Origin of the sequence: Haloplanus litoreus (assembly GCF_045690335.1) — an archaeon.
GTDB lineage: Archaea > Halobacteriota > Halobacteria > Halobacteriales > Haloferacaceae > Haloplanus > Haloplanus litoreus.
Window position 1 is genome coordinate 107,636 of record NZ_CP147876.1, and the last position, 21,913, is coordinate 129,548.

Annotated in this window: 15 protein-coding genes and 2 pseudogenes; 15 read left to right on the top strand and 2 right to left on the bottom strand. The window is 60.3% G+C overall.

Annotated features, from left to right (window positions below; all coding sequences use genetic code 11):
• The first annotated feature begins 78 nt into the window (after nucleotides 1–78).
• From V8686_RS18220 to V8686_RS18290, 15 genes and pseudogenes are all read left to right on the top strand, one after another.
• Nucleotides 79–1,754 (top strand): annotated as a pseudogene (locus V8686_RS18220) (transposase).
• 449 nt (nucleotides 1,755–2,203) lie between these two features.
• Nucleotides 2,204–3,454 (top strand): tyrosine-type recombinase/integrase, encoded by a 1,251-nt coding sequence (locus V8686_RS18225; protein WP_340696112.1) that lies wholly within the window; start codon nucleotides 2,204–2,206, stop codon nucleotides 3,452–3,454.
• A 73-nt stretch (nucleotides 3,455–3,527) separates the two neighbouring features.
• Nucleotides 3,528–4,040: a zinc ribbon domain-containing protein gene (locus V8686_RS18230; protein ID WP_340696113.1), complete on the top strand. Its 513-nt coding sequence runs from the start codon at nucleotides 3,528–3,530 to the stop codon at nucleotides 4,038–4,040.
• 125 nt (nucleotides 4,041–4,165) lie between these two features.
• Nucleotides 4,166–5,218 (top strand): exodeoxyribonuclease VII large subunit, encoded by a 1,053-nt coding sequence (gene xseA / locus V8686_RS18235; RefSeq protein WP_340696114.1) that lies wholly within the window; start codon nucleotides 4,166–4,168, stop codon nucleotides 5,216–5,218.
• Between the two features lie 2 nt (nucleotides 5,219–5,220).
• The gene (gene xseB, locus V8686_RS18240) at nucleotides 5,221–5,403 is read left to right on the top strand and encodes an exodeoxyribonuclease VII small subunit (protein WP_340696115.1); all 183 of its coding nucleotides are present in this window, start codon (nucleotides 5,221–5,223) and stop codon (nucleotides 5,401–5,403) included.
• Nucleotides 5,404–5,610: 207 nt separating this feature from the next.
• Nucleotides 5,611–5,889, top strand: coding sequence for a hypothetical protein (locus tag V8686_RS18245; RefSeq protein ID WP_008580506.1), 279 nt, complete (start codon nucleotides 5,611–5,613; stop codon nucleotides 5,887–5,889).
• 6 nt (nucleotides 5,890–5,895) lie between these two features.
• Nucleotides 5,896–6,315 (top strand): hypothetical protein, encoded by a 420-nt coding sequence (locus V8686_RS18250; protein ID WP_008580508.1) that lies wholly within the window; start codon nucleotides 5,896–5,898, stop codon nucleotides 6,313–6,315.
• Nucleotides 6,316–6,343: 28 nt separating this feature from the next.
• Nucleotides 6,344–8,077 carry a hypothetical protein gene (locus tag V8686_RS18255; RefSeq protein ID WP_340696116.1) on the top strand — a complete coding sequence of 578 codons (1,734 nt, stop codon included), beginning with the start codon at nucleotides 6,344–6,346 and terminating at the stop codon, nucleotides 8,075–8,077.
• Entirely contained in the window at nucleotides 8,074–8,904 is an 831-nt protein-coding gene (locus V8686_RS18260; protein ID WP_340696117.1) for a hypothetical protein, read from the top strand. The genes V8686_RS18255 and V8686_RS18260 overlap by 4 nt, the downstream gene beginning before the upstream one ends.
• Nucleotides 8,905–8,906: 2 nt before the next feature.
• On the top strand, nucleotides 8,907–9,968 hold the full coding sequence (locus tag V8686_RS18265) for a hypothetical protein (protein ID WP_340696118.1): 1,062 nt from the start codon (nucleotides 8,907–8,909) through the stop codon (nucleotides 9,966–9,968).
• 6 nt (nucleotides 9,969–9,974) lie between these two features.
• Nucleotides 9,975–11,096 carry a hypothetical protein gene (locus V8686_RS18270; protein WP_340696119.1) on the top strand — a complete coding sequence of 374 codons (1,122 nt, stop codon included), beginning with the start codon at nucleotides 9,975–9,977 and terminating at the stop codon, nucleotides 11,094–11,096.
• The gene (locus tag V8686_RS18275) at nucleotides 11,080–13,314 is read left to right on the top strand and encodes a VirB4 family type IV secretion system protein (protein ID WP_340696120.1); all 2,235 of its coding nucleotides are present in this window, start codon (nucleotides 11,080–11,082) and stop codon (nucleotides 13,312–13,314) included. The genes V8686_RS18270 and V8686_RS18275 overlap by 17 nt, the downstream gene beginning before the upstream one ends.
• A pseudogene (locus V8686_RS18280) lies at nucleotides 13,307–17,129 on the top strand (ATP-binding protein). The gene V8686_RS18275 and the pseudogene V8686_RS18280 overlap by 8 nt, the downstream one beginning before the upstream one ends.
• Complete coding sequence (locus V8686_RS18285; RefSeq protein WP_340696121.1) at nucleotides 17,126–18,010, top strand: bifunctional DNA primase/polymerase; 885 nt, start codon at nucleotides 17,126–17,128, stop codon at nucleotides 18,008–18,010. The pseudogene V8686_RS18280 and the gene V8686_RS18285 overlap by 4 nt, the downstream one beginning before the upstream one ends.
• The gene (locus tag V8686_RS18290; RefSeq protein ID WP_340696122.1) at nucleotides 18,007–19,530 is read left to right on the top strand and encodes a primase-associated protein; all 1,524 of its coding nucleotides are present in this window, start codon (nucleotides 18,007–18,009) and stop codon (nucleotides 19,528–19,530) included. The genes V8686_RS18285 and V8686_RS18290 overlap by 4 nt, the downstream gene beginning before the upstream one ends.
• Nucleotides 19,531–19,590: 60 nt before the next feature.
• On the opposite strand, the gene V8686_RS18295 is transcribed toward V8686_RS18290, so the two are convergent.
• On the bottom strand, nucleotides 19,591–20,277 hold the full coding sequence (locus tag V8686_RS18295; RefSeq protein WP_340696123.1) for a hypothetical protein: 687 nt from the start codon (nucleotides 20,275–20,277) through the stop codon (nucleotides 19,591–19,593).
• Complete coding sequence (locus tag V8686_RS18300; protein WP_340696124.1) at nucleotides 20,274–21,296, bottom strand: hypothetical protein; 1,023 nt, start codon at nucleotides 21,294–21,296, stop codon at nucleotides 20,274–20,276. Before V8686_RS18300 ends, V8686_RS18295 begins: the two co-directional genes overlap by 4 nt.
• Between the last annotated feature and the right edge of the window lie 617 nt (nucleotides 21,297–21,913).

A 21,913-nucleotide genomic window follows, 5' to 3' on the forward strand; every position in this document is an offset into this window, starting at 1 on the left:
AAATTACATGTCGCAGTATGTGTCTCCCGACTGGCCACGTAGATACGCTCTTGAGCATTATGGTATCAGTGTGTTGTAGTGCCGCGGACTCTTGACTCTCATCAGACTGTTTTTCGACGGCTCGCACAACGAAAATACGCTCAGTGGCCGGCGTATGAGTCGACACCGCTGTACGACCGAACGTCGCTTGCTGGACTGGAATCCGATATCCGGACAGTGTCGGAGATGTGGTTCGACCACGAGAGCCACGACTCGGTCGAGGAGTTCGTCTGTGTACTCCCGCTAGCCTACTTCCGATTCAGCGCCCACGACCGGTATGAGGGGTCGACACGGTATCAGATGGACACGCTCTTTCGGGTGTTCGTGCTGAAAGAACTCCACAGCTGGGAGCACGAAACAGCACTCGTCGGCTACCTAAAGAACCGTCCTGAACTCCGCGAGCAACTGGGTTTCGAAGCGATCCCGGACCAGTCGACACTGTGGCGAAGCTGGCACGAGCGGTTCACCCCTGACCTCCGAGAGACAGTGGAGACAGCCGCTCGAACGATCCTCATCAAAGCCCAGAATGCAGGTGTCGGGGTTCCGCGTGAACCGACACGAAGGCTCCGATACCACGGGAACGAGTCTGGTGAGTCAGACCCGGACGATCAAACTACGTTGGAGCAGGCAGAGAAGGTCACCGACCACGTCAGCCGCGTCGTCTTCCCGGCATTTTCGCTGGATCGTGGAGACGGCTGCGAGATCCACGAGAACGCGTACTGGGACTTACAGACGTATCTGGGGCTTCGCGAGCGGCTGGCTGCTAACGAGGGCGCTCGTAGCTTCACCTACAGTCGACTCGAGAGCGGACACCACTCGGGCACGCTCATCGTGACCACATTCACAACCTCTCGATACCGGAGGTTCGAGAGATGTACCGACAGTCAATTCGGCAACTCATCGACGAGGTCGCAGAAACGGAGGAGTTCTTCCGCGCAGGGATCGTCGCCATCGACATTACCGAAGCCGACCCCTTTACAGGCGACCGCACGGGCCACGAGGACGAGATAATCGGAACGAAGGAAAAGAACGACGAATACGCCTACCAGTGGGCGACCGTCCAGTTAGTCGGGAATGCCGTTCCGATCGTTCTAGATGCGCGGCCAGTTCGGAAGGGTGAGTCCCGCTTAGAAATCGTCAAGGATCTCTTGAATTCAGCCGAGGAGCTGGTACACGTCGATAACGTGCTGATGGACCGGGAGTTCGACAGCCAGCACGTCCTGGAGATGCTCAGCCAGCGCGGGCTCTCCTACGTAGTACCGAAACGGATGCAGACTAGCGAGAAAGCCCAGGCCAAGCGATTGCTCCAGCGCGACCAGGACCGATACGAGACCGACCGGAAGCTCCACCTCGGCAAGAATGAGTGGCACGAGACGACGCTAATCTACCGTCGAAAAGAGGACTCCGAGCACGACGACCACCGGCAATACTCGGTGTTCATGACGAATTGCGGGAGTGGTCACCTCACTGAGTACGGCTACAGGTGGGAGATCGAGAGCGGCTACAGATCGATCAAGCGGTTCATGGCGGCGACGACGTCGAAGGATTTCGGGCTCAGGTTCTTCTACTTCGCGTTCGCCTGTCTGTTGTACTCGATCTGGCGGGCAGTCGATCTGCTCGTCCAGGTTGAATTGACCGGGGAGTACGAGCACTCGCCGATCGTGACAGCCGACAATACGCTGACGCTGCTGAAGAAGGAGACTGGAATCGGGTAGAAAGCTCTCAGTCTGGGTTAGCACGACGTCTGAGTGGCTACACTATCCGAGGTCTCGGAAATGCTCCGAATTAGTTTCCAGTTCAACAAGAATACCCGGTTGGAGAGGGATCTGAAGCAGGTTCCGCTCATCGATTCGGCTGAAACCACGCATCACAGCCCCGCTAAGCCCACTGTAGTCTCAACTTCCCAGGCCCGAGATTTTGTATAGCGATATGCGATATACACTTTCCTGTAGTACGGAATACCGACGTTAAGAGGCTCCAGAACCCCGAATTCTTCCGATGGATCGAATACACCAAGTGGTCCTGATTATGCTCGTAATCACGACCACTTTGAAGTACCCCGCCGCCGTCGGTGAAGCACGAATGCTGCAACCGCATCACGACGGCGCTTCCCCCGGGGTAGACGCACCGAGACCGGGCCCGCAGGACGGTGGAGGGCCGGTGGATGCCTGACCGAGCGCTTTCGACGCCGCTCGACGACAGCTTCGAGCGCTACCTCCAGGACAAGGGGAAAGGTCGCGGAGGCGACGGTGGGAACTATCGACGTAACGCTGCACGCGAGCTCGAACAGTTCGCCGAGTGGGCCGCCGGCGACCACGGCGCCGACGACTGGACCGGGATCGTCCCCGAAGACGTCGACCGCGAGCCGACCTTCGACGATCTCGACGAACGCGTGTTCCGGGAGTACGCCCGACATCTCGGTGGAGATCGGGGACTCAAGCAGAACACGGTACAAACCTATTACCGCTATATCTCTGCGTGGTGTGGCTGGTGCGTCAACGAGGGATATCTTGAGGCCCACTACGCGCAGCGGGCAAGTGCGATGGCGCCGTTACCGGAGGACGACGGCCGCAAGCCCGGCGACCAGCAGGCCTGGACGTCTGAACAGCGCCACGCTCTCACCCGCCACGTCGACGAACGGGCCCGCGACGCTGTCGAGGCGTACACGACACTCCCAGAGGATACTGACCCCCTCGACAAGCAGCGAGCACGCTACGCGGCGCTGAAGGCGACTCGTGACCGGGCTCTGGTGTTCGTCCTCGCGTACACCGCTGTCCGCGTTGGCGAACTCCTCCGAGATCCAAACGACCCGCGCCGGCGCGGCGTCCGCTGGGAGGATCTCTCCCTCGACGACGGGAGTATGGACGTCTACCGGAAGAAACAGCAATGGGATGCCGCGAGCCTCCCCGATCCGGTGATCTCGCCGTTGCAAAGCTATCGCCAGCTGATGGACCCACCAACGGAGCGCTGGCCGGTGTTTCCGACGTTCGACCAACGGACGCTCGCAGAGCTCGTCCGGGAAGAGCTAGCCGAACGAGGGGAACGCCCAGAAGCAATCGCTGAACGCCGTGCGGAGTACGCTCGCGACCTGCTGCTAGCGCTCGACGAGGACACTCGGCCGCCGTCGATCACGACGGACGGCGCACGGTCGATTCTCCAACGGCTCTCGGAGGCCGCAGGGTTCGACATCGACCATCCGAAACACGATTATCTTGCTCCGCACGGCGGTCGCCGAGGGATGGGAGAGGTGCTTGTCCGCGCGTTCGGATACACGGTGGCGGCCCGGTATCTCGATAACTCGGAGGAGATGGTTCGGGAACGATACTCGCACATCGAGGCCGGCGAACTTGGTGACGTGGCAACAGAAGCTCTAAACGAGATTGATTCAATTTCAGACCACCCCGAGGATCGGTAACGAAATCGCTGAATCAGAAGGGTATAGGCCTGTAGAAGCAAAGCCTCAGTATCTCTATCTCGTAGGTTGTAGTATGCCCTACTGCCCAAATTGCGGAAGCCGGGTCAAAGCGGTTCATCACTACTGCGGTTCCTGTGGACGGGCGTTATCCGACATTGCAGAGTCGGAAAACGATCCCCCGATGGCGATGGATAGAGAAGGATTTCTGTCGATGCGCTCGCTTTCCTACGTCAACGAACTGCTGGAGGGAGAGCGAGAATTCGATCATGACTCAGTCTCTTACACGCAGTTATCTCGGGATGTGAGCGCAGCATTTGCTGATTTTGCTCGATTAGCGATGGTGAAAGATCTCGATCTTCTTCATCTATGGGCTGCCGGTTCGAACACGAATGCACTGAGTATGTCCGTCGACGAGATGAACAGCAATCAGTTCCGAGACTGGCTTGCTGCTATTGGGCTGGGACGAACGCTTCGGATGTACGATGATGCGCTCCACACCGAATTCGAGGACCAGTTCAACGACAGATTACAGAAGCTGATAGAGTTTGCAAATGAGGAGCTTGACGACGAAGAATTCTCTGAGTAGGTGCGAGAGGGAATGCTGTCTCGATTCTGTTGACAAAGTTCCCTATTGCGGTTTACTCTCCAAAATCGGATTCATCCCTGGAACGTAGCTTTTTGAGGTTCCTGTTCAGAAATTAGGAAACGAAGATGGCGGACGCACCGGATACAGAACGGCAGGCGATCGAACCCGATCCGAGAGAGGTCCTTAGCGTGTCCCAGCTAAACGACCGGATCGCGTCGGTCGTTCAGGACACGCCTGCCCTCAACGGCGTCCGCTGTATTGGCGAAGTCACTGACCTCCACCAGAACAGTACGGCGCTTTACTTCACGCTCACCGACGGCGATGCCGAGCTCCCCTGTATGATCTGGGCGAACCGTTACCGGGAGATGGACGCCGACCTCGAGGACGGGACCGAAGTCATCCTCGAGGGCGATATCGACTACTGGGTCGAAGGTGGGAAAATCGACCTCAAACCGTGGGAGGTGATCGTCGTCGGCGGCGGCGACCAGGCGGCTGCCGTCGAGCGACTGCGAAGCGAACTCGAAGAGCGTGGCTGGTTCGACGACGAACAGAAACAGCAACCGCCGGCGTTCCCGGAGCGGGTCGGCGTCGTCACGTCCCTCCGAGGGGACGCCCGGTACGACATCCAGAACGCGATTCACGAGCAGGACCCCACCGTCGACATCCTGGTGAAGGACGCAACCGTCCAAGGGTCGAACGCGCCGACGTCCATCGCGAACGGCATCCATCATCTCGACCGTTCGGAGGACGTCGACGCGATCATCGTCGGCCGTGGCGGTGGGAGCGATTCGAACCTCCAAGCCTTCAACACCGAGCGGGTCGCGGAGGCGATCTTCACCGCCAATACCCCTGTGGTCACCGCTATCGGACACACCGATGACCGACTCATCGCGGATCAGGTGGCGGACGTTGCGACGATCACGCCGACCGCCGCCGGCGAGTATATCGTGAACTCCCGCCAAGAGTTCCTTGCGAGTGAGATCGAGCCGCTGGAGCAACAGCTCGACGGCGCGTACGAGACCTTCCAGCAGGAGCACGAACACGAACAGGAGCTCGCCGAAGCAGTCGATGAAGCGACTGCACCCGAGGGGCTCTCACCGATTTACTACAAAGTCTCGATCGCTGTGTTGCTGTTGCTGTTGCTGGTCATCACCGGACTTTGGCTGGGGGTGATCTAACCGTGGCAAAAGACTCCGAAATCCACGATCGGCTAAGTCGCGTCGAGGAGATCATTGAGCAGCTCGACGCAGATGAGTGCGACCTCGACGAAGGTACAGCACTTCACGAGGAGGGTCAGGAACTCCTGATCGAGGTTCGAGAGGTCCTCGACGGGGGAAACGGCGAAGTTGTGGAGCTCGAGTAAGTGAGCTGATTCTCACTCTTAACCAACAGACTTCTTCCTCCTGCGCCTTCGTTGGTTAAGTCCTTTCCTACGAGGTAAACAAGTGATTTGGTTATAATTTATCCGATAAACTTGCACCACTTGGTAGCCAGAAAGCATTTAGGTATCATCCAACTACCGCGCCAATATGTACCGTGACTCAACCGGTGCATACCCATACCCGCATGTATGATTACGAGGTCAGTCACCATCGAAGACATCGATGACCTGTACCTGATGTGGAACGACCACATCAACGCCTCCGCCCTCTATCGCCGCGCCCTCCGCGAGGAAATGGAAGTCCGCGGTGTTGACCCCGATGAACTCCGCGACCTCCTCGAACGGGCCCGCGAGCAGGGCTACACGCTCGACGAGATCGCAGAAGACACCAACCGATTCGACGACCTACAGTCGCTCGTCGAAGAGCAACAGAACCAGCCACCAGCTGGAGACGCCACAGATGATTGACTCGCTATGTCACAGGACCAGACTCCCTCCGACCCTGAGCCTAGCGTCGAAAACCAGTCACCGCTGACCGGGAAGATCCCTCGGCAGGCAGCGCTCACCGTCGTCCTCCTGAGCCTGTTCGCTGTCCAGCCGGTCGCCGCCCAGAGTAACGCGGTCTGTAGCGCAGACAACCTCCCGAGCATGATTGAGGGGTTCTTCCAGCTGACCACCGCGCTGGGGATCGTCGGCCTCGCCATCGTCTGGCAGGCTGACTCCCTCATCGAGATGTTCACCCTCAATCCCGAGCAGAAGAAGGGCCTCAAGCGCCACAAGCGGTCGGCGATGAAGTCCGCGGTCGTCCTCGTCGTGCTCGGCCCGCTGTACACCGTCGCCGGGTCGATGATGGGCCTCCCGCTGGCGCAGTGCGTCGACCTCGTCCCCTGGTAACTACCCCGCAGTCCCCGTTGCGAGCCCTATGAACCATCGAGAGCTCTCCGTGCTCATGGCCGGCTTGCTCGCGACGAGCCTAGTCACGGGTATCGTCGCCGCTGACCCGCCGCGACCGGGTACGGAGGGGAACGGGCTCACGGAAAACGAGTCGGCAACGCTGTGGTCTCGGGATGCGGACAACTACATCAGCCAAGAGGAGTACCGCCAGCGCTACGGCGAGAACCGCTCCGCTGTCCATCAAGTCGCGAACGGGACAGACATTACGTTCAAACGGCCGCCCGCGACAGCGGCGACGTGGACGCGGAACGACTTTGAGGACCTCGACGCCGGTGGCCCAGATACGTCCGTACATCCACCGCACGCAGACCTCGAGGACGGCGTCTTCATCGAAGATGCTCACGCGACGATCTTCGCGGCCCAGCCCTCTACTCGTGGACACCTCGAGTCCGGTGAAACCCCACTGTACATCGCACCGAATGGGACGATGCGCGGGTTCGTTGATTACCGCGTTCGCGTCCCCAACGGGAGTTCCTCCGGCAACACGACTATCTCGTGGTCGCTCACGGAGCACGAGATCGAAGAAGTCCGGTTGAAGAAGGACGGCGAGACCATCGCCGAGCGTGACGGAGCCCATACGCCTGCCCTCGACTACCAGATCGAGGACGACTGGAGTGCGAATCTCACGCTGGAAGCGGAGATTAGCGTCCGGCTGAAGAAAACCGTCAGGACCGACCTGGGTGACCGGACGGACGTCGACGTTACCTATCGGACGGAATCACGCAACGTCTCCGATTCGATCGCCGTCGAGATCTACGACCTCTCGGCGTACCCCTATTACGCCGAGTATCCGAACGGCGATGCCGGCGTGGCCATCTTCCAGTCGCGGCCGTGGCAGGGGTACACGCTCACGGAGGACGGTGAGGCACGGGTCCGTGGCATCTGGCGGTTCTACACCGCTCGGAACACCAACTGGGACACGCTCGTCCGGTCAAATCGCACGGATAGCGCCACCATCGAGTCAGACGCAATTCCGGTGTACGTCCACGCCTATCCCTCGCGGATCGGGCCGCGTGCCGAGCCGGTCCGAAACGGACCGGAACTCATCGAGACCTGGGGGACTGACCGCCCGTCACCAGTCGGCACCATCGGTGAGAACATCAATATCGACATCGTCAACCAGTCGTACACGACGACGTACGGCGTCGCCGTTCGAGCCGAGAACGTCGATCGAGAGGCGCTGCACGTTGCGGGCATCGTCCGGGGCGTGAATGCGTCAATCGTCGAGCCGGATGCCGGGTCCGAGCGACAGCTCCGCCGCAGTAATCTCACTGTCGAGGTCATCCAACAGAATCAGTCGCAAGCCACGCTCAGGGTCGAACTGCGGGACAATCAAACTGGTGCGCCGATTGCGCTCGACGATAGCCGTCAGTATCCAATCGGCGGCACCACCCGGAACGGGTACATCACGGTCGCGGATCAGCGCGTCGAGACCAACGCCTCGGGAGTGGCGATCGTGACCATCGACGAACCGGGCATCTACACGGCTCGGTACCATCCGGGCTCGTGGCTCGGTCACGACCCGGCGTACGTGAGTGATACCGCGACGGCCCGGTGGCACCCACTCGGGACGATCGACGGCTGGTTTGCACTGGTGTTCGAGGTCGGCTGGCAGCTCCTGCCCTTCTTCGTGATGTTCTACGCTGGCAAGCGCCTCCTGCGGATGCTCGGCCCAGAAGACATCTTCGGACAAAACCCATGACTCAGGACAATCCCCACCTCAGTAGACGGACCGCCCTCCGAACAGTCGCCGGCGCCGCTCTCGCGAGCGTGGCCGGATGCCTCAACAACGGCGATTCCCCGGGTGGCGGGAACTCAACACCGTCTGATGAAGGAGGAGTCATCCAGGAAATCACTGTAGAGGGGACAGAACTCGTCGTTGAATACTCCTCAGAGGAGGAAGTCGACCAGATCAATCTCGTCCAGCCGAATGGGGAACTGTTCGGTCAGCGAGAAACCGCTGCTGGGTCACAGCAGGTCTCTTTCGAGATCGGGACTTCCTACGAGCCTGGAGAGTATACTGTCGTGGCCCTCAGCGGTGAAGAAACGCTAGCTGAGAGTTCCTCAGTGATTCAGCCGGAAATTGGAATTCAAGAGGTCGGTCTTTACCGGAATAACCCTGAGAAGCCGTGGGACGAAGTCTATGGAGACACCGAGACGGATCGGCTAAAGAACGGGGAAGCGTACGTCACCGTCGAAAACACCGGAAGCGGACCAGAAGCGATTGTTGAGTTAATTTTCTCCGGCGATGTTCCAAACCCTGTCGAAGATCCCCGAGGTAGCGGGATGTATGAAACCGAGCAGGTGGTGATCTCGCCGGGAGAAACTACCGACCTGTTCAGTAGTTCGTTCCCGTTTGGTTCTGAATCTGAGGAGGGAATGGGATGCTCCCCGGACGGTAACAGCGGCCAGTTCACCGTCACAGTCCGAACCCAGGTTGGCGGCGACCAGGTATCGAAATCCTTCGATGTACAGTACTCCGGATCCACGGAGATGAGTGACTGCGAGGTTTCAATCACGGAGGCCTAACGATGGTGGACCTGATAGACGTCGTTCTCGAGGGTTTCAAAGACGTCGTCGATTGGTTCATCGGTCTGTTCATGGACGGGCTTCGGTCGGGGTATCAGACGCTGACCGAAGAGATGTTTGGCACTCCGACTCCCCAGACTGACGGGACGTTCATTTTCGGAGAACCAAGTAACGCCCCTTGGCCAGCAATCCAAGAAGGGCTCATCGGCGGCGAGATCATGTTGATTTCTCTGCTGCTACTTGTGATGAGCGTTCAGGGACGACACACCATCCGCATCTTCAATATCGGGAGTGCGTACGAGGCTCGGAAGACCAAGAAGACTGCCTGGGTCGGAGCCTTTCTGATTATTACCTGGTACTGGATTGGAGCGCTCGCGCTCTACCTTGTTGATGGGTTCACGATTGCCCTGATGCCGGAGCTGTCCTCGCTGGGCTCTGCTATGTTGCAGTTCATAACGGGGTCGATTACCAACCCCGGTCTTGGTCTCCTCTTTGCTCTTATCGGAGGAATTTCGATGTGGGCACTGGAGGCGCTGTTCTACATACGGCAGATTCTCCTCTACGTCTACCTGTACGGGATGCCCATAGCGTTCGCCGTTGCGCACGGCAATATCCCTGTCCTCTCTGATGTCGCGATGGGGTTCAGCAAACGGTTCGTCCCATTGGCCATCCTACCCCTGCCTGCGGCGATAGTCCTCAAAGGATACGACCTACTCTACTCTGGAGGGACGTTGACGCCGGGAACAGCGTTCCTCAAGTACCTCGTCGCGTCTTCACTTCCTCTCGTCGCGCTCTATGTCACGTGGAAGACGTTCAAATACGCGACCCCACTCACGGCGAAGGTTCTCGGTGGTGCGACGAAAGGAGCGGCCCTCATCGGCGGTGTCGCCGCTGGAGCCTACATCGGCGGCGCCGGCGTCGCGACGACCGCGGCCCGATGGGGACCGAAGGCCGCAGCGGGACACGCTGTGGCGCAGAAAGCTGCAGCCCGTGGCGCGAACAGCGACGAAGACGGCGGGACGCCGTCCTACCGGCGGACCGAGAACGACCCTGGAGGTTACTAACAATCCATGTCCATCGACGAAGACGCAGCCGCACGGCGCATCATGGACCAGTTCGGTGAGGAGAGTCGCATCCCCTACCTCAACATCGAGGAAGGCGACGTCGGCGTCCTGATCGCCTTCCCGATCGTCGGCCTGTTCATCGCCGGCCTCACCGGCATCGAATCACTCGCCCTGCCGTTCGTCGCAGGTGGCTTCGGGTTCGGCGTCGCGATCGTCTACGTCTCGCCCGACCACCTCAACGCGTGGACGTGGACGAAAGACGTCTATCGCTACGTCAAGCGCCCCCAGATCACGTTCAGCGCCCCGGAGGAGGCCGACAGTAGTACCAACGAGACAGAGCGCAACGAGGGCGGGCTCGCGAACTACACGCCGTTCAAGCCCGACGAGCGGACGCAGGACCTCACGAACATCGAACGGGCGTGGCCGGGCGCTGGCGCGATCCAGCGCGCGGACGGCACGATGGAGGCGTTCATCGAGATCGACCCCGGCAACATGGACTTCGCGATGTCCGACGACTGGGCACAGCTCCAGGACGCCGGCGAGGAGTTCGCCAACAAGGAACTGGACTCGAAGCTCAAACTCCACGCCACGACCCGCTCGTTCCCAGTCGAACAGATCACGGAGAACATCGAAGACCGCCTGAACGACGAGGACGTCAAAGAGAACCCCATCTTCCGGGAACTCCTCGAGGAGTATCGGGAGACGCGGCCGAAAGAGATGCGCGAACGGGGCATCCAGCAGATGCGGTACTACATCGGCGTCCAAGTCACCCCGCTGGAGGTCTATGACCGCTTCCGTGACGAGGGGACGCCGGCCGAGAAGCTGACGCAGTTCCCCGTCATCGGGTTCCTGTTCAACCCGTTCGTGACCCGCCGCGAGGACCTCACCGACGTCGAGCGCCGCGCACAGATGTTCGAGAAGCTGGACAGCCGAGTCAACGACGTGCGGTCGGAGTTCATCCAGCAGGCCTCAGGGTGGTCTGCTCGGCGGCTCAGCACGGTCGAACTCTTCGTGTTGAATATGGACTTCTGGAACGGCCGCGAACACGACTACGACGACGCGGAGCGCGTCGTTCGCGAACAACCCATCATCGGCCACTCGCGCCGGGAGGATGCCCACGATGCGTAACCTCGTCCTCCAGACGGGCAGCGGAGCCGTCAGCCAGCTCACAGAGTGGCTCACGAATCCGACCTCAGCTGAAGGGGCGGCCCTCTACATCCTGCTCGCGGTACTGGTCGGTATCGGCGGGAAACTCCTCTGGGACTGGTACACCGAAGACGACGAGGAAGAGGTCGAGTTCTCGGATCTGCTCGACGAGGAGACCATCGAACAGGGCGCGGCCGAACGCCAACTCCTCGACGACATCGCTGAGTCACACAAGACGGTGACGGCGCCGGCGGCGATCGAGTGGGAGACGCGCGCGGCACGGGTCGGCGAGCAGTGGACGACGACGCTATACATCGCTGACTATCCGGACTACCCCAACGACGGCTACCTCTCCGAGCTCTTCGAGATGACGGACGTGCAGTTCGACCTGACGGCCCACATCACGCCGAAGAACCAGGAGCGGGCGCGGAACGAACTGCAGGATATCGCTGACGACCTTCAGGTGGACGCTGACCTCGAACAGAGCGTGCGGAGTGCCTACCTTCAGGAACGCGCCAACGAGGCCGCAGCGACGTACAAGGCCGTCGAGAACGGCGCGAACGTCTTCGACCAGGGGATGTTCATCACGGTCAGGGCCGACGAGAAGGAGGACCTCCGCGACGCCGTCCAGAAGGTCAAAAGCGCACTCCGCGACGATCCGGCGAACCTCACGCCGAAGACGGCGATCTGTCGCCAGGATCTCGCCCTTCAGTCCGCCGCACCCATCGGCGACAACGAGTTCGGGCGGACGTCGATTGCGCTCGGCGGCGCCATCGGCGCGTTACTGTCTTCGCCGCACAACGCGACGATCCTCGAGGAAGGCGGCGTCGAGTTCGGGATTCACAAGGACAACCAGAGTCCGGTGGTCATCGACCCGTTCGCCCGGGACAACGGCTACGCGATGTTCACCGTCGGCGACACCGGCTCGGGGAAGTCGTTCAGTTCGAAGCAGAACTTTATCCGCTCCATCGAGCAGAGCAAGGACCGAATCGGCATCATCCTCGAGCCGTTGAACAACTGGGCGGGGGTCGCCGAAGCGCTTGACGCCAAACGCATCACGGTCGGCGGGACGCTCGGCTTGAACCCCTTGGAGATTCGGGAGACACCCGAGCACGTCCAGCGAGCGATGGGCGAGGACGCCAGCCCGTTCAACGAGAAGCTCGACGACGCGATGAGCTTCCTGACGAACTTCTTCGCGCTTCGGGGCATCTCGCTGGGCGACCGCCGGACCACGCTCGAACTCGGGCTCAAGCGGGCGTACAAACGCAACGGGATCACCGACGACATCTCGACGCACGACAATCCGAGCCCGACGATTCAGGATATGATGGACGTCTTCGAGGACATGGTTGACGACCCCGAGGAATTCGTCGTCCGGTCCGACGAGGAGGCGGGGAAGATCAAGGAGGACGCGACGTGGCTCCTCGACCAGCTCCGCCCCTTCGAGGACGACGGTCGGCACGCCAATCTCGGCCAAGAGTCCGACTTCGACATTCGCGACGAGAAAGTCATCTACCTCGACCTCGCCCAGCAGGAGGGCAGCGTCGATAGCAGCACGGCGCTGACGATGCAGCTACTCATCTCGCTGGTGTACGAGCGGGCGAAAGTCTCGGAGAAGGAGGTCGTGTTCTACATCGACGAGGCGCGGTACATCATGCAGGACGCCGCGAGCCTGGCGTTTCTTGAAACGGTGTTCCGTCACCACCGCCACCACGACCTCTCGATCCGGCTGGTCACGCAGACGGTCGACGAGTTCTTCGAGCACGCCGAGAGCGAGGCCATTCTGGACCAGTGTGCGGTCAAGCAGTTCCACCGCCTCGACGGGATGGACGAGGAGTGGGCCGACGAGTTCGGCCTGAACTACGCACAGATGCGGTTCGTCCAAGATGCCGTGCCGGGCAACGAGGACGCCGGCTTCTCCGAGGCACTCGTGGGCGTCGACGGCGAGTGGCGCGGCATCCAAGTCAAAGCGATGCCCAAGGAGAAGCAGGTCATCGACTTCGACCCGACCTCACAGGTCCGATCCTCACTGCCCGGCGCCGGCGACGAAGCCGTCGATACCGAGATGGAGGAGTTCCAGGAAGAGCTCGAGCATCGAGCAACGAACGGAACGAACGAAACGAGCGAACTGAACGAGGAATCAGACGCCGTCGAAGCTGAGCCAGACGGCGGGTCAACGGAGGAGACCAACGATGGCTGAGTACTTGCGCGTCACGCCGACATCCGAGCGACTTGACCCGGAGAGCATCTCCCGCGTCCTCGACAGTCTCCACAAGCTGACCACGCCCGGCTCGTCGGGCCTCGGGGCGAAGCTGAACCCGCTCCACAGTGAGACACCACCCCGATTCGAGTTCCTCGCGATCAGTGATGGCCCGGACGACCCGGTAGAGTTCTTCTACGGGGCCGATGCGCACCTCGATACGCTCGAGAAGCGCCTCCGTTCCATCTATCCAGCCACGTTCGACATCGAGCGCGTCGACGTCGACGTCTCCGCCCGGCTCATACAGCCGGTCGAGTTTACACCACAGGAATTCGCCGAACACTACGAGGCCGGGCGGCTGCAGTACGAGTTTGGCCCGGCAGAACAGTACGACATCGTCGACGAGGAATCAAGGGACTCCGAGTCAGCCGAAGCAGACCCCGTTGTCGACGGCGGTACGGCAGCCACGAGAGTCCCCGATCATCACGTGACTGTCGGGGACTCAGCCCTTGAACTAGCACCGCCCGATGCACTTCCAGACGACGAGGAAGAGCAACGGGCCATCGAGAAGCCGACGATGACACCAGCGGGAACGATTCTAGCTCGCCCGGCACAAAACGCTGTCTCGCCGCTCGGTGTCCGGTGGTGTGGCGCCGCGTCGCGGAAGCAGGACTGGATGACCTCGCTGACGCCGTTCACGACAGAGGAAACGAGCGGCGATCTCTCGTCCGTCGACGAGCCCGGCGCGGCGCTGGCGTCGCTGATCGACCATCTGATGGAGGCGAGGGCGCCGACCGCCTTCCAGGTGGTTTTCCAACGGCGTGCCAGCTGGCAGTCCGATGCGGAGGTGCGGAAAGAGGACCTCGTCGACGGCCGGGATACGTTCTTCCAGGAAGTCGTCGGTTCGTTGCTCGAGGTCGAGGAGCAGCGGAGCGACCAGGACGACCGGCAGCTCAGCGAGGCCGTCGAGAAGCGGATCGAGTACATCGACGCGAAGAACGCCAAACGGTCGTTCACGGTCAACACCCGGGCCGTCGGCGTCCCCACCGACGACACCCGCGACGACCTCGATGGCCGAATGGACTCGCTCCTCCCCGTGTTCGACCCGCTTGATGGGCCGTTCTACGAGGTCGAAGGGCAACGCCTCCGGGACAGCGGCTTCCGTGAGAAAACGAAGGAGAAGAAGGCACGGGCCGCTCTCCAGCGCCTCCTCAATCGCGAGTTGACGACGGGACGAGGGAAGACCCGCCCCGAGCTGGTCCTCAGCGGGACGGAGCTCGCGAACTTCGTCCTCGTCCCCTCCTCCGAACAGTTGACCGTCGAAGGGACGCGGGGAACGAGGGCCGAACAGCAGAGTCGGAATCCGCTCCCGTGGCCGAATCCGGATCTGATCCAGCAGTTCCAAGACGGGATGGCCATCGGCTACGCGCTCGACGAGAACGGTGAGCCACGGCCGGACCCCATTCGGATCCCGCCGGACCTGTTGCCGACGCATTACGGGCGGTTCGCGTCGACTGGTGGCGGGAAGTCGAAGGCCATCATCAACGACGCGCTCTCGCTCCGCGAGACGACGGGTGGCCCCGTCGTCCTCGTCGACCCGAAGGGCGACGGGATGTGTGAGAACTACCTGCGCTGCCACTACGAACGATTCGGTGGTTTGGACGACGTCTACCACTTCCGCGTCCCGGGGACGATTCCCGCGTTCTCGTTCTTCGACATCCGGCCCGCGCTCGAGGCTGGTCGTAACCGTGAGGACGCGATTCAGGACAAGGTCGACCATTTCCACGACATCCTCCGGATGATTATGGGCCGCGAGCAGTACGGGCAGGCGTTCGTCGCGAACGAGATCCTCAGCTACCTGATCAAGGCGCTGTTCGACGAGGAGTATGGGAGTGACGTGTTCGGGCTGGACGACCTCTTCGCCGCCGCGCTCCGGATGCAGCGCGACCAGACGATTCCCCCGGTCTCGGCGGACAACCAGAACATCGAGGAATCGCTGACGCGCCACTTCGCGAAGGATAACCACCAGTTCCAGGTGTCGATGGACGCCGTCGGGAACCGCCTCGACAAGCTCAAAGAGGACGCGCATCTCCGGCGGATCTTCAGCCACGTCCCTGAGCAGAACGACGCCGGCGAGTACGTCGACAACCGCTTCGACTTCCGCGAGTTCCTCGACGAAGACGCGACCATCATCTTCGACCTCGGCGACCTCCGGCCGGAGGCACAGCGAGCGATCACACTCCTGCTGTTGAGCAACCTCTGGGACGCCGTGCAGGTTCGCCGTCGCGACGGTCAGACCGACTACGAGAAGCTCACGAACCTCATCATCGAGGAGGCGGCGCCGGTCGCGTCGACGAAGCTCGTCTCCGAGCAGCTACTGCCGCAGGGCCGGTCGTTCGGGCTGAGTATGGGACTCGTGATGCAGTTCCCCGAACAGGTGCGGAACCGGAACGAGCGGGCCTACGACGAGGTGCTGAACAACATCAAGACGAAGCTCATCGGCAACATCTCGATCGAGCGCGACCTCGCGGAGTCGCTTGCCCACGAGGACCTCTCTCCGACCGAACTCCGCAACCGAATCAACACGCTGCCGAGCGGCGAGTGGATTGCGCAGCTCCCGAGTCCGTCGTTCGGAGAGACTGGTCCGCCGCCGTTTTCGCTGAAGCCGCTTCCGATTGCAGCGGGGCATCCAGAAAGCGACCAGCCGCTCACAGAACCCCAGGAAGACCATTTCGAGTCCGTGTCCCGGCCACGGATGGTCAAGCGGACACAGGCCCAGTACGGGCTAACAGAACCGACTGAGTCGAGCACTGCTCCGGAAGAGACTGGCTGGGGAGTTCGGGGGCCGAGACGACGGGCTCGGCTACCGACGGCGACTCAGGAACGGACCCGACGCAATCCGCGTTCATCAGCAAATCGACGACCGAAGATGCGTCGACGTCGACCACGCCGACCGAGACGGACAGCGACCCAGATGCAGACGAGTCAGAGATGAGCTCCTGTTCGGGCAGGCCACCGAAACGGACGAGGACCCAGCTGGTGACCAAGCAGCGCAGCCGGAGAACGGGGCAACGCCCGTCCAGGAAAGCAGCGTACCCGTCCCCGATGACGAACTCCGACAACGCGGGCTCAGCCGTGACGACGTCCGGTTCCTGAATCGGGTCCTCGACGTGATGAACAGAGAGGACGACGAGTACACGCTACTGGACAGGATGAGCCAGCTTCGGGACGAATACGACGACCTCCATATAGAGCGGCTCACAGAGCAGGATCTCCTGGAAGCGGACTCCGCTGCCGGGCGCAAGTACTACACCGTCCTCCCCGACGGTCGAGACCTCCTGGGGAGAGAATTGAAGGCGGGACCAGGAGCGGGCGATCTCGGCGAGAAAACGCCACACAAGGTTGGCGTCCGACTCCTCGAACTGTGGGTCCACCAGCAGGACGACGTCGTTCGTGTGGAGCCGTACTACGAAAGCGACGACGGCACGGTACTGGACGTGGCCGGCTTCGACGGAGACGGCGATCTCGTCTGGGCCGGCGAAGCAGAGCTCGCGAGTAACAACCGGCACGCCCCGGTCGAGGATTACGACAAACTCAGCGCGGTGGACGCCGACGCAATCTGGGCCTTCAACAATCGCGAGACGGCGCTCGACGTCCTGGATAGCCTTGCCGACGCCGATCGGATCGGAGAGCGGGTCAGCGGGCGGGCGGCACGGTCGTTCGCGACCATCAGAGACGCCGTCGACGAGTTCGATGCTACGGGCCTGACCACCGTTCGGGGCTTCAAAAATCTCGACCAAGAACTCAACCAATGACCTGGCGACAGGCGACCCGCGAGGAGATTTACGCCTACTACGCCGAGGAGTTCCCCCGCTATCTGGACGACCTGCCGGAATTCATCACGGCGACCGGTCCGAAACAGTACGCCATCGCCTTCCGAGAGTCCCACCCGGTTCGCAAAGACGAGGTGCCGGCCAAGGACTTCATCCGGCGGGATACGTGGCAGACAGATACGTCGGGGGACCGAACGACGCCCGAGTTCGACGACTTCGAGGACGTCGTTGAGTTCATTCGGCATCCAGCTCGCAACGACCCGCTGGGGCGGAGCGAGTTCGCGCTTACAGATCCGGAGGTGCTGGAGCAACCGGACCCACGGCCCGACGCCGTCTACTACGCGCTGGATCACTGGGAACGACCCTGGGTCCTCCTGGTCGACATCGACGCGAAAGAGATCGCCCGAGACCGAGCGGACGAGATGGTGTCGGCGGACGTCGACAGTCGGGACGACGATGCGCTCCTCGACGCTGCGGGTATCCTCGACGCCGCTCCCGAGGGGTATCCGTACGCCTTCGAAGACGTCGACCGCGCCATCGAGTACGGGTTCGAGGTGCGCGACATCTTTGAGGACGATTTCGACGCCGAGGAGACGATGGTCGTCTACAGCGGGCAGGGGGTCCACGTCTACCTGCTGGATACCGACCTGGCGCACCGGTACGACGAGCAGAGTCGCGAGGTGTTGAACGACCTCCTCCTCGAGACGTACGACATCCCGATCGACCCCGTCGTGACGGCCGACCGCCGGCGTGTCGCTCGTCTGCCCTACTCGCTGCACGCCGACGTCTGTAGCATCGTCCAACCTATCGAGAGTCCGGCGTTCGACGTTCGGTCGGCGACACCGGAGGTGATCGACGAATGAGTCCGAGTACGCCCACCGACGACGAGGACATGGCGTATCGAGTTGCGGCACTCCCGCTGGAGTACGGTGAGACCCGCATCAACCAGCTGTTTACACGTGGCTACAACCGATACGTCGTCGACGGCGAGGACAAGCCGGAGGACCTCGTGAACGATGTCGAGCGGTTCGGGACGGCGGCGTTCAAAGAGCAGGTTCGTGCCGACGCCGCTGATGAGCCGTTCGTCGACGAGCCGGGGACGCTTGCCGTGCTCGCGACGTTGAGTGCGATCTGTGTGAAAGAGCACCCGAAGTTTGAGCACGCGTCGCCCCGGAACATCCAGGTGCTCTACGACATCCGAGAGCTGTACGTCAACAATCTCGCCTCCCTCATCCGCTCCCACGGAGATGGGTCGCTCCAGCAGGACATCGCCGACGTACTGTACAGCAAGGAGCCAGGTGAGGATGGCCCGCATCCGGGTCGGGTCTGTACAGGCATCACGGAGATGCCGGAGTTCGGGGAGGGCCTGTACCTCGAAATCCCGATGGCGGCGGCGTCACGCAACTGCCTTGTTCGGGAGGACGAAGCGGCGACGGGGAGTGACGACGATGGAGAGATACTGACACGAGTTAAGGACAACAACCTGTACGTCCCAGTAGGTGATTTCGACAGTAAGTACCGGGACTATGCTGAGCGGGCGTTCAAGAAGCTCCTGCGGGTGCAAGAAGACGGGCTCTCCGATGACCAGCTGACGTGGCTGACCACGAACGAGTCTGCGATTACGGAGCGGATCGATCGCTTCCTTGAGACCGGCCATCACGAGCGAATCTGGCGGAACTGGGACCGTGGGGAACGGACGATTCGCGTCCTCCGGCGGGCCCTGAGTGACGCGCCCGACGACGTGGCGCAAAAGGGTGAGTTCCACACGGCGAAAGAGCTCTATCGAGCTGTTACGGCGCACGATGCCGAGGACGACTGGGAATCCTCTGTAACGGACTGGATCTCGAGTCCGAGCAGTCTCGCGAAGACGCTGGCTGACCACGAGTCTCACTCGGCAGTCACGATCGACCGCGACGGACGCGTCAATACGTACCGAATCGGGCGAGCTGGAACCGGCGTCGAACAGATCGAGGTGCGAGAGATCGAAGACCTCTTCGAACTCCCCTGTATGGCGAATATGGAGGAACGGCTCCACGAGAAGAAGCCGGTGCGGAAGGACCTCTACAACTTCGCGCGGATGGTGATGTGGCTGCCGCAGTACCAAGACAGCAGCCTCGACGAAATCGTCACGGATCTCAAGGACGTCTTCTCTCGGTGGCCGTGGTACGACGAGCAGGAAACCGAGTACCAGGTCCGTTACGAGTTCTCGAACACGATCGACGGCGACACCCCGTTGCCGATGAACTGCGATAACGACGATCTACAGCGCTACTGTATCGGCCAAGACCAATGTCCCTACTCTATCTGGGGCAGCCTCCCGTTCCCGGATGAGATGTACGAGCAGGTCGAGGAGGAATCCGCCGGTCCTGCTGAGCAATTCTGAGTGACCGATTTTCCTCAGTTTTCGAGGAGAGTTGAAGAAGTTTCGTTGCCCTTCCACCATCTACAAAATTTCAATCACTGCAGCAGCGCTAACACCCACAGGTTCCGAGATCCGTAGTAATCCCGAGACACCGAGTACATCCTCGATGATTTCATACACGACTTCGATATGCTCTCTGTTGGTAAGGTGCGAATCCACAGCAACAAGTGTCGATACCGAATGCTGGCGAGAGATCTCGACTGCATCGACGAGAATCTCACAATCGTGGCCAATATCGAGATCACTTCTGAACCGGCGTAACAATTGATCGTTGCTCTGCTGCGGGAAACACCGGTCAATCAATTCATCCGGAAGCTGCACCTGATACAGTTCTATATCCTGAAGACAGCGACGTAGCGTCGACAGCTGCTCTCGCTTATCCATATCGTACCAGCTCATCTGGATATCGTCCCGAAAGTGACTCCGGTCGTTCGGACTGACGTGGATATCCCGAGCACGCGGCTCGTAGTCGAAAATCTCGTTGTCAGTATCGCGGAGGTAGGCAATTACGTCATCGTAGAGGTTGTACCGGCGTTCACAGAGCGCATCGAACTCGTCGTTGGCCTTTCCACCGATCACGATATAGAACGACTCACCATCAATGAGTCGCTGACAGCCGCGGTCCTCCTCGAGGTCGCCCGGAAGCTGTGAATAGACGTAATTCACCATCACCGATGTATCCAAGTTGAGTCGGGCGGCTTCGCTCATTCAGTACCCTCCAGAACCTCTCTTGCCATCTCGTGCAGATGCGCCATCTGTTCTTCGTCAACTCTCTGGGAGTGATGGCCAGCGCGCGGGTACAAATCCGCATCAGCACATCGCTCACTCAGCCGATTCCGTCGCGATAGAAGGTCTTCGTGGAAGCTCGTAAACCGGTCTGCGTGCTCCTCGATCAAGTGGTGTCGATTCGGACCCTCCGCAGTTTGCGTAGAAATGTACAATGCCGGGTACCGCCAGACATCATAGTAAAAGTACGGCGCGAGATCCTGTAACACAGTTTCTTGCTCGTTCGATATTGACTCGAGAGTCGTGAGTTGCGCAAACACCTGCTCAATAATATCTGTTCCACGAGTGACTAAGTCCACTATCTCGGACAGCTCGTCGATTTCCGCAAGCTCGAGATGGAGGTCAGAAATGAGCAATCGGAACTCTTCCTCGTCCGATTCAGACAGCAACCCCTCTTGTGAGCCTCCGCCGAAATCCGACAGCGAATGGTTCGTTGTTTCCTGTTCAATCGTCTCATCTAGGGTTTCGAGGTGCTCCCGAATATCCGTCGACGTGAGATACAGATCGGTGTACTCGTCGGGAGCGCATTCCTGGTAGAAGTCGCGGAGGAAGTCGAATTTCCCGGTATACCAAACTTTCCGCAGGTCATAATCGTCGAAGAAAACCTCGGACCCGAAGTAGTCCCGATACTGTTGCACTTCCTCAGTTTCACCGTGATCGCGTCGAATCCCACCCGTGTTGGTGGTCATCCGTCCCGGGGCATTGTCGGGCTCGCCGGCAACCTTCGTGTATGCACCGGCAAGGTACCAGCTATAGGTGACCGGGAGGTCGAACTCTTTAATTGCGAAGTAGCACAGCTTCTCTTGCTCCGTACGCGTGATGTTTCGACCAGGGTCGTCGAACACGTCCTCTACCGCAAGTTCAATACCGCGTAGAAGCGCGTCTGCATAGGGTTCCTCCTCACTATATGGGTCGTTTGAGCCCGGCGTGGGAGGAGTCATGATTAGAGTGTTCCCGCTATGGTGCGGATAGGTTTTGTGATACTACTTCGGAAGTTCGATACCTGCTGGTGAGAGCTGTTGTTAGTATACTATTCAACAGGGATAGTCAAAGATGGTGGCCTCGGACTGAAAGTGAAGTTCGACAAGCATCTTCAGTCTCTACAGATTTGAGCGGCCCCAATCATGATTTTCGTCGGGGACCGATTCTTCTCCCTATTCATCATGGCTGTTGGAACATATCAGATGAAGGAGGATTAAACAGAGCCAGATCTATCTGAATCCTCGTCGAACTATTTCAGAGGTTAATACGACCAAAATCGAGGGTATCGGGTTTCCAATGATTCGAAGTGACGAGATGGAGGAACTCGAGGGACGCAGAATAGGTGAATCAGCGACCCAAAGGAATCCAGATACGACCGAAATCACGTTCCTTGCCCCGCCGTCGAGCAATTTCTGAAATCACAGCATTATCTCGGGACTCGTCGAGGTACTTTCTACGCTCTCAAATCGGCCCGACGAGGTTCTACTGCAATTTAAGTCCGCTATTTCGGCTTGCATATCGCGGTTTTCGTCCAAAGAAAGAGGCGATATGCAATGTGCGAAGGCCGCCGGCTCTC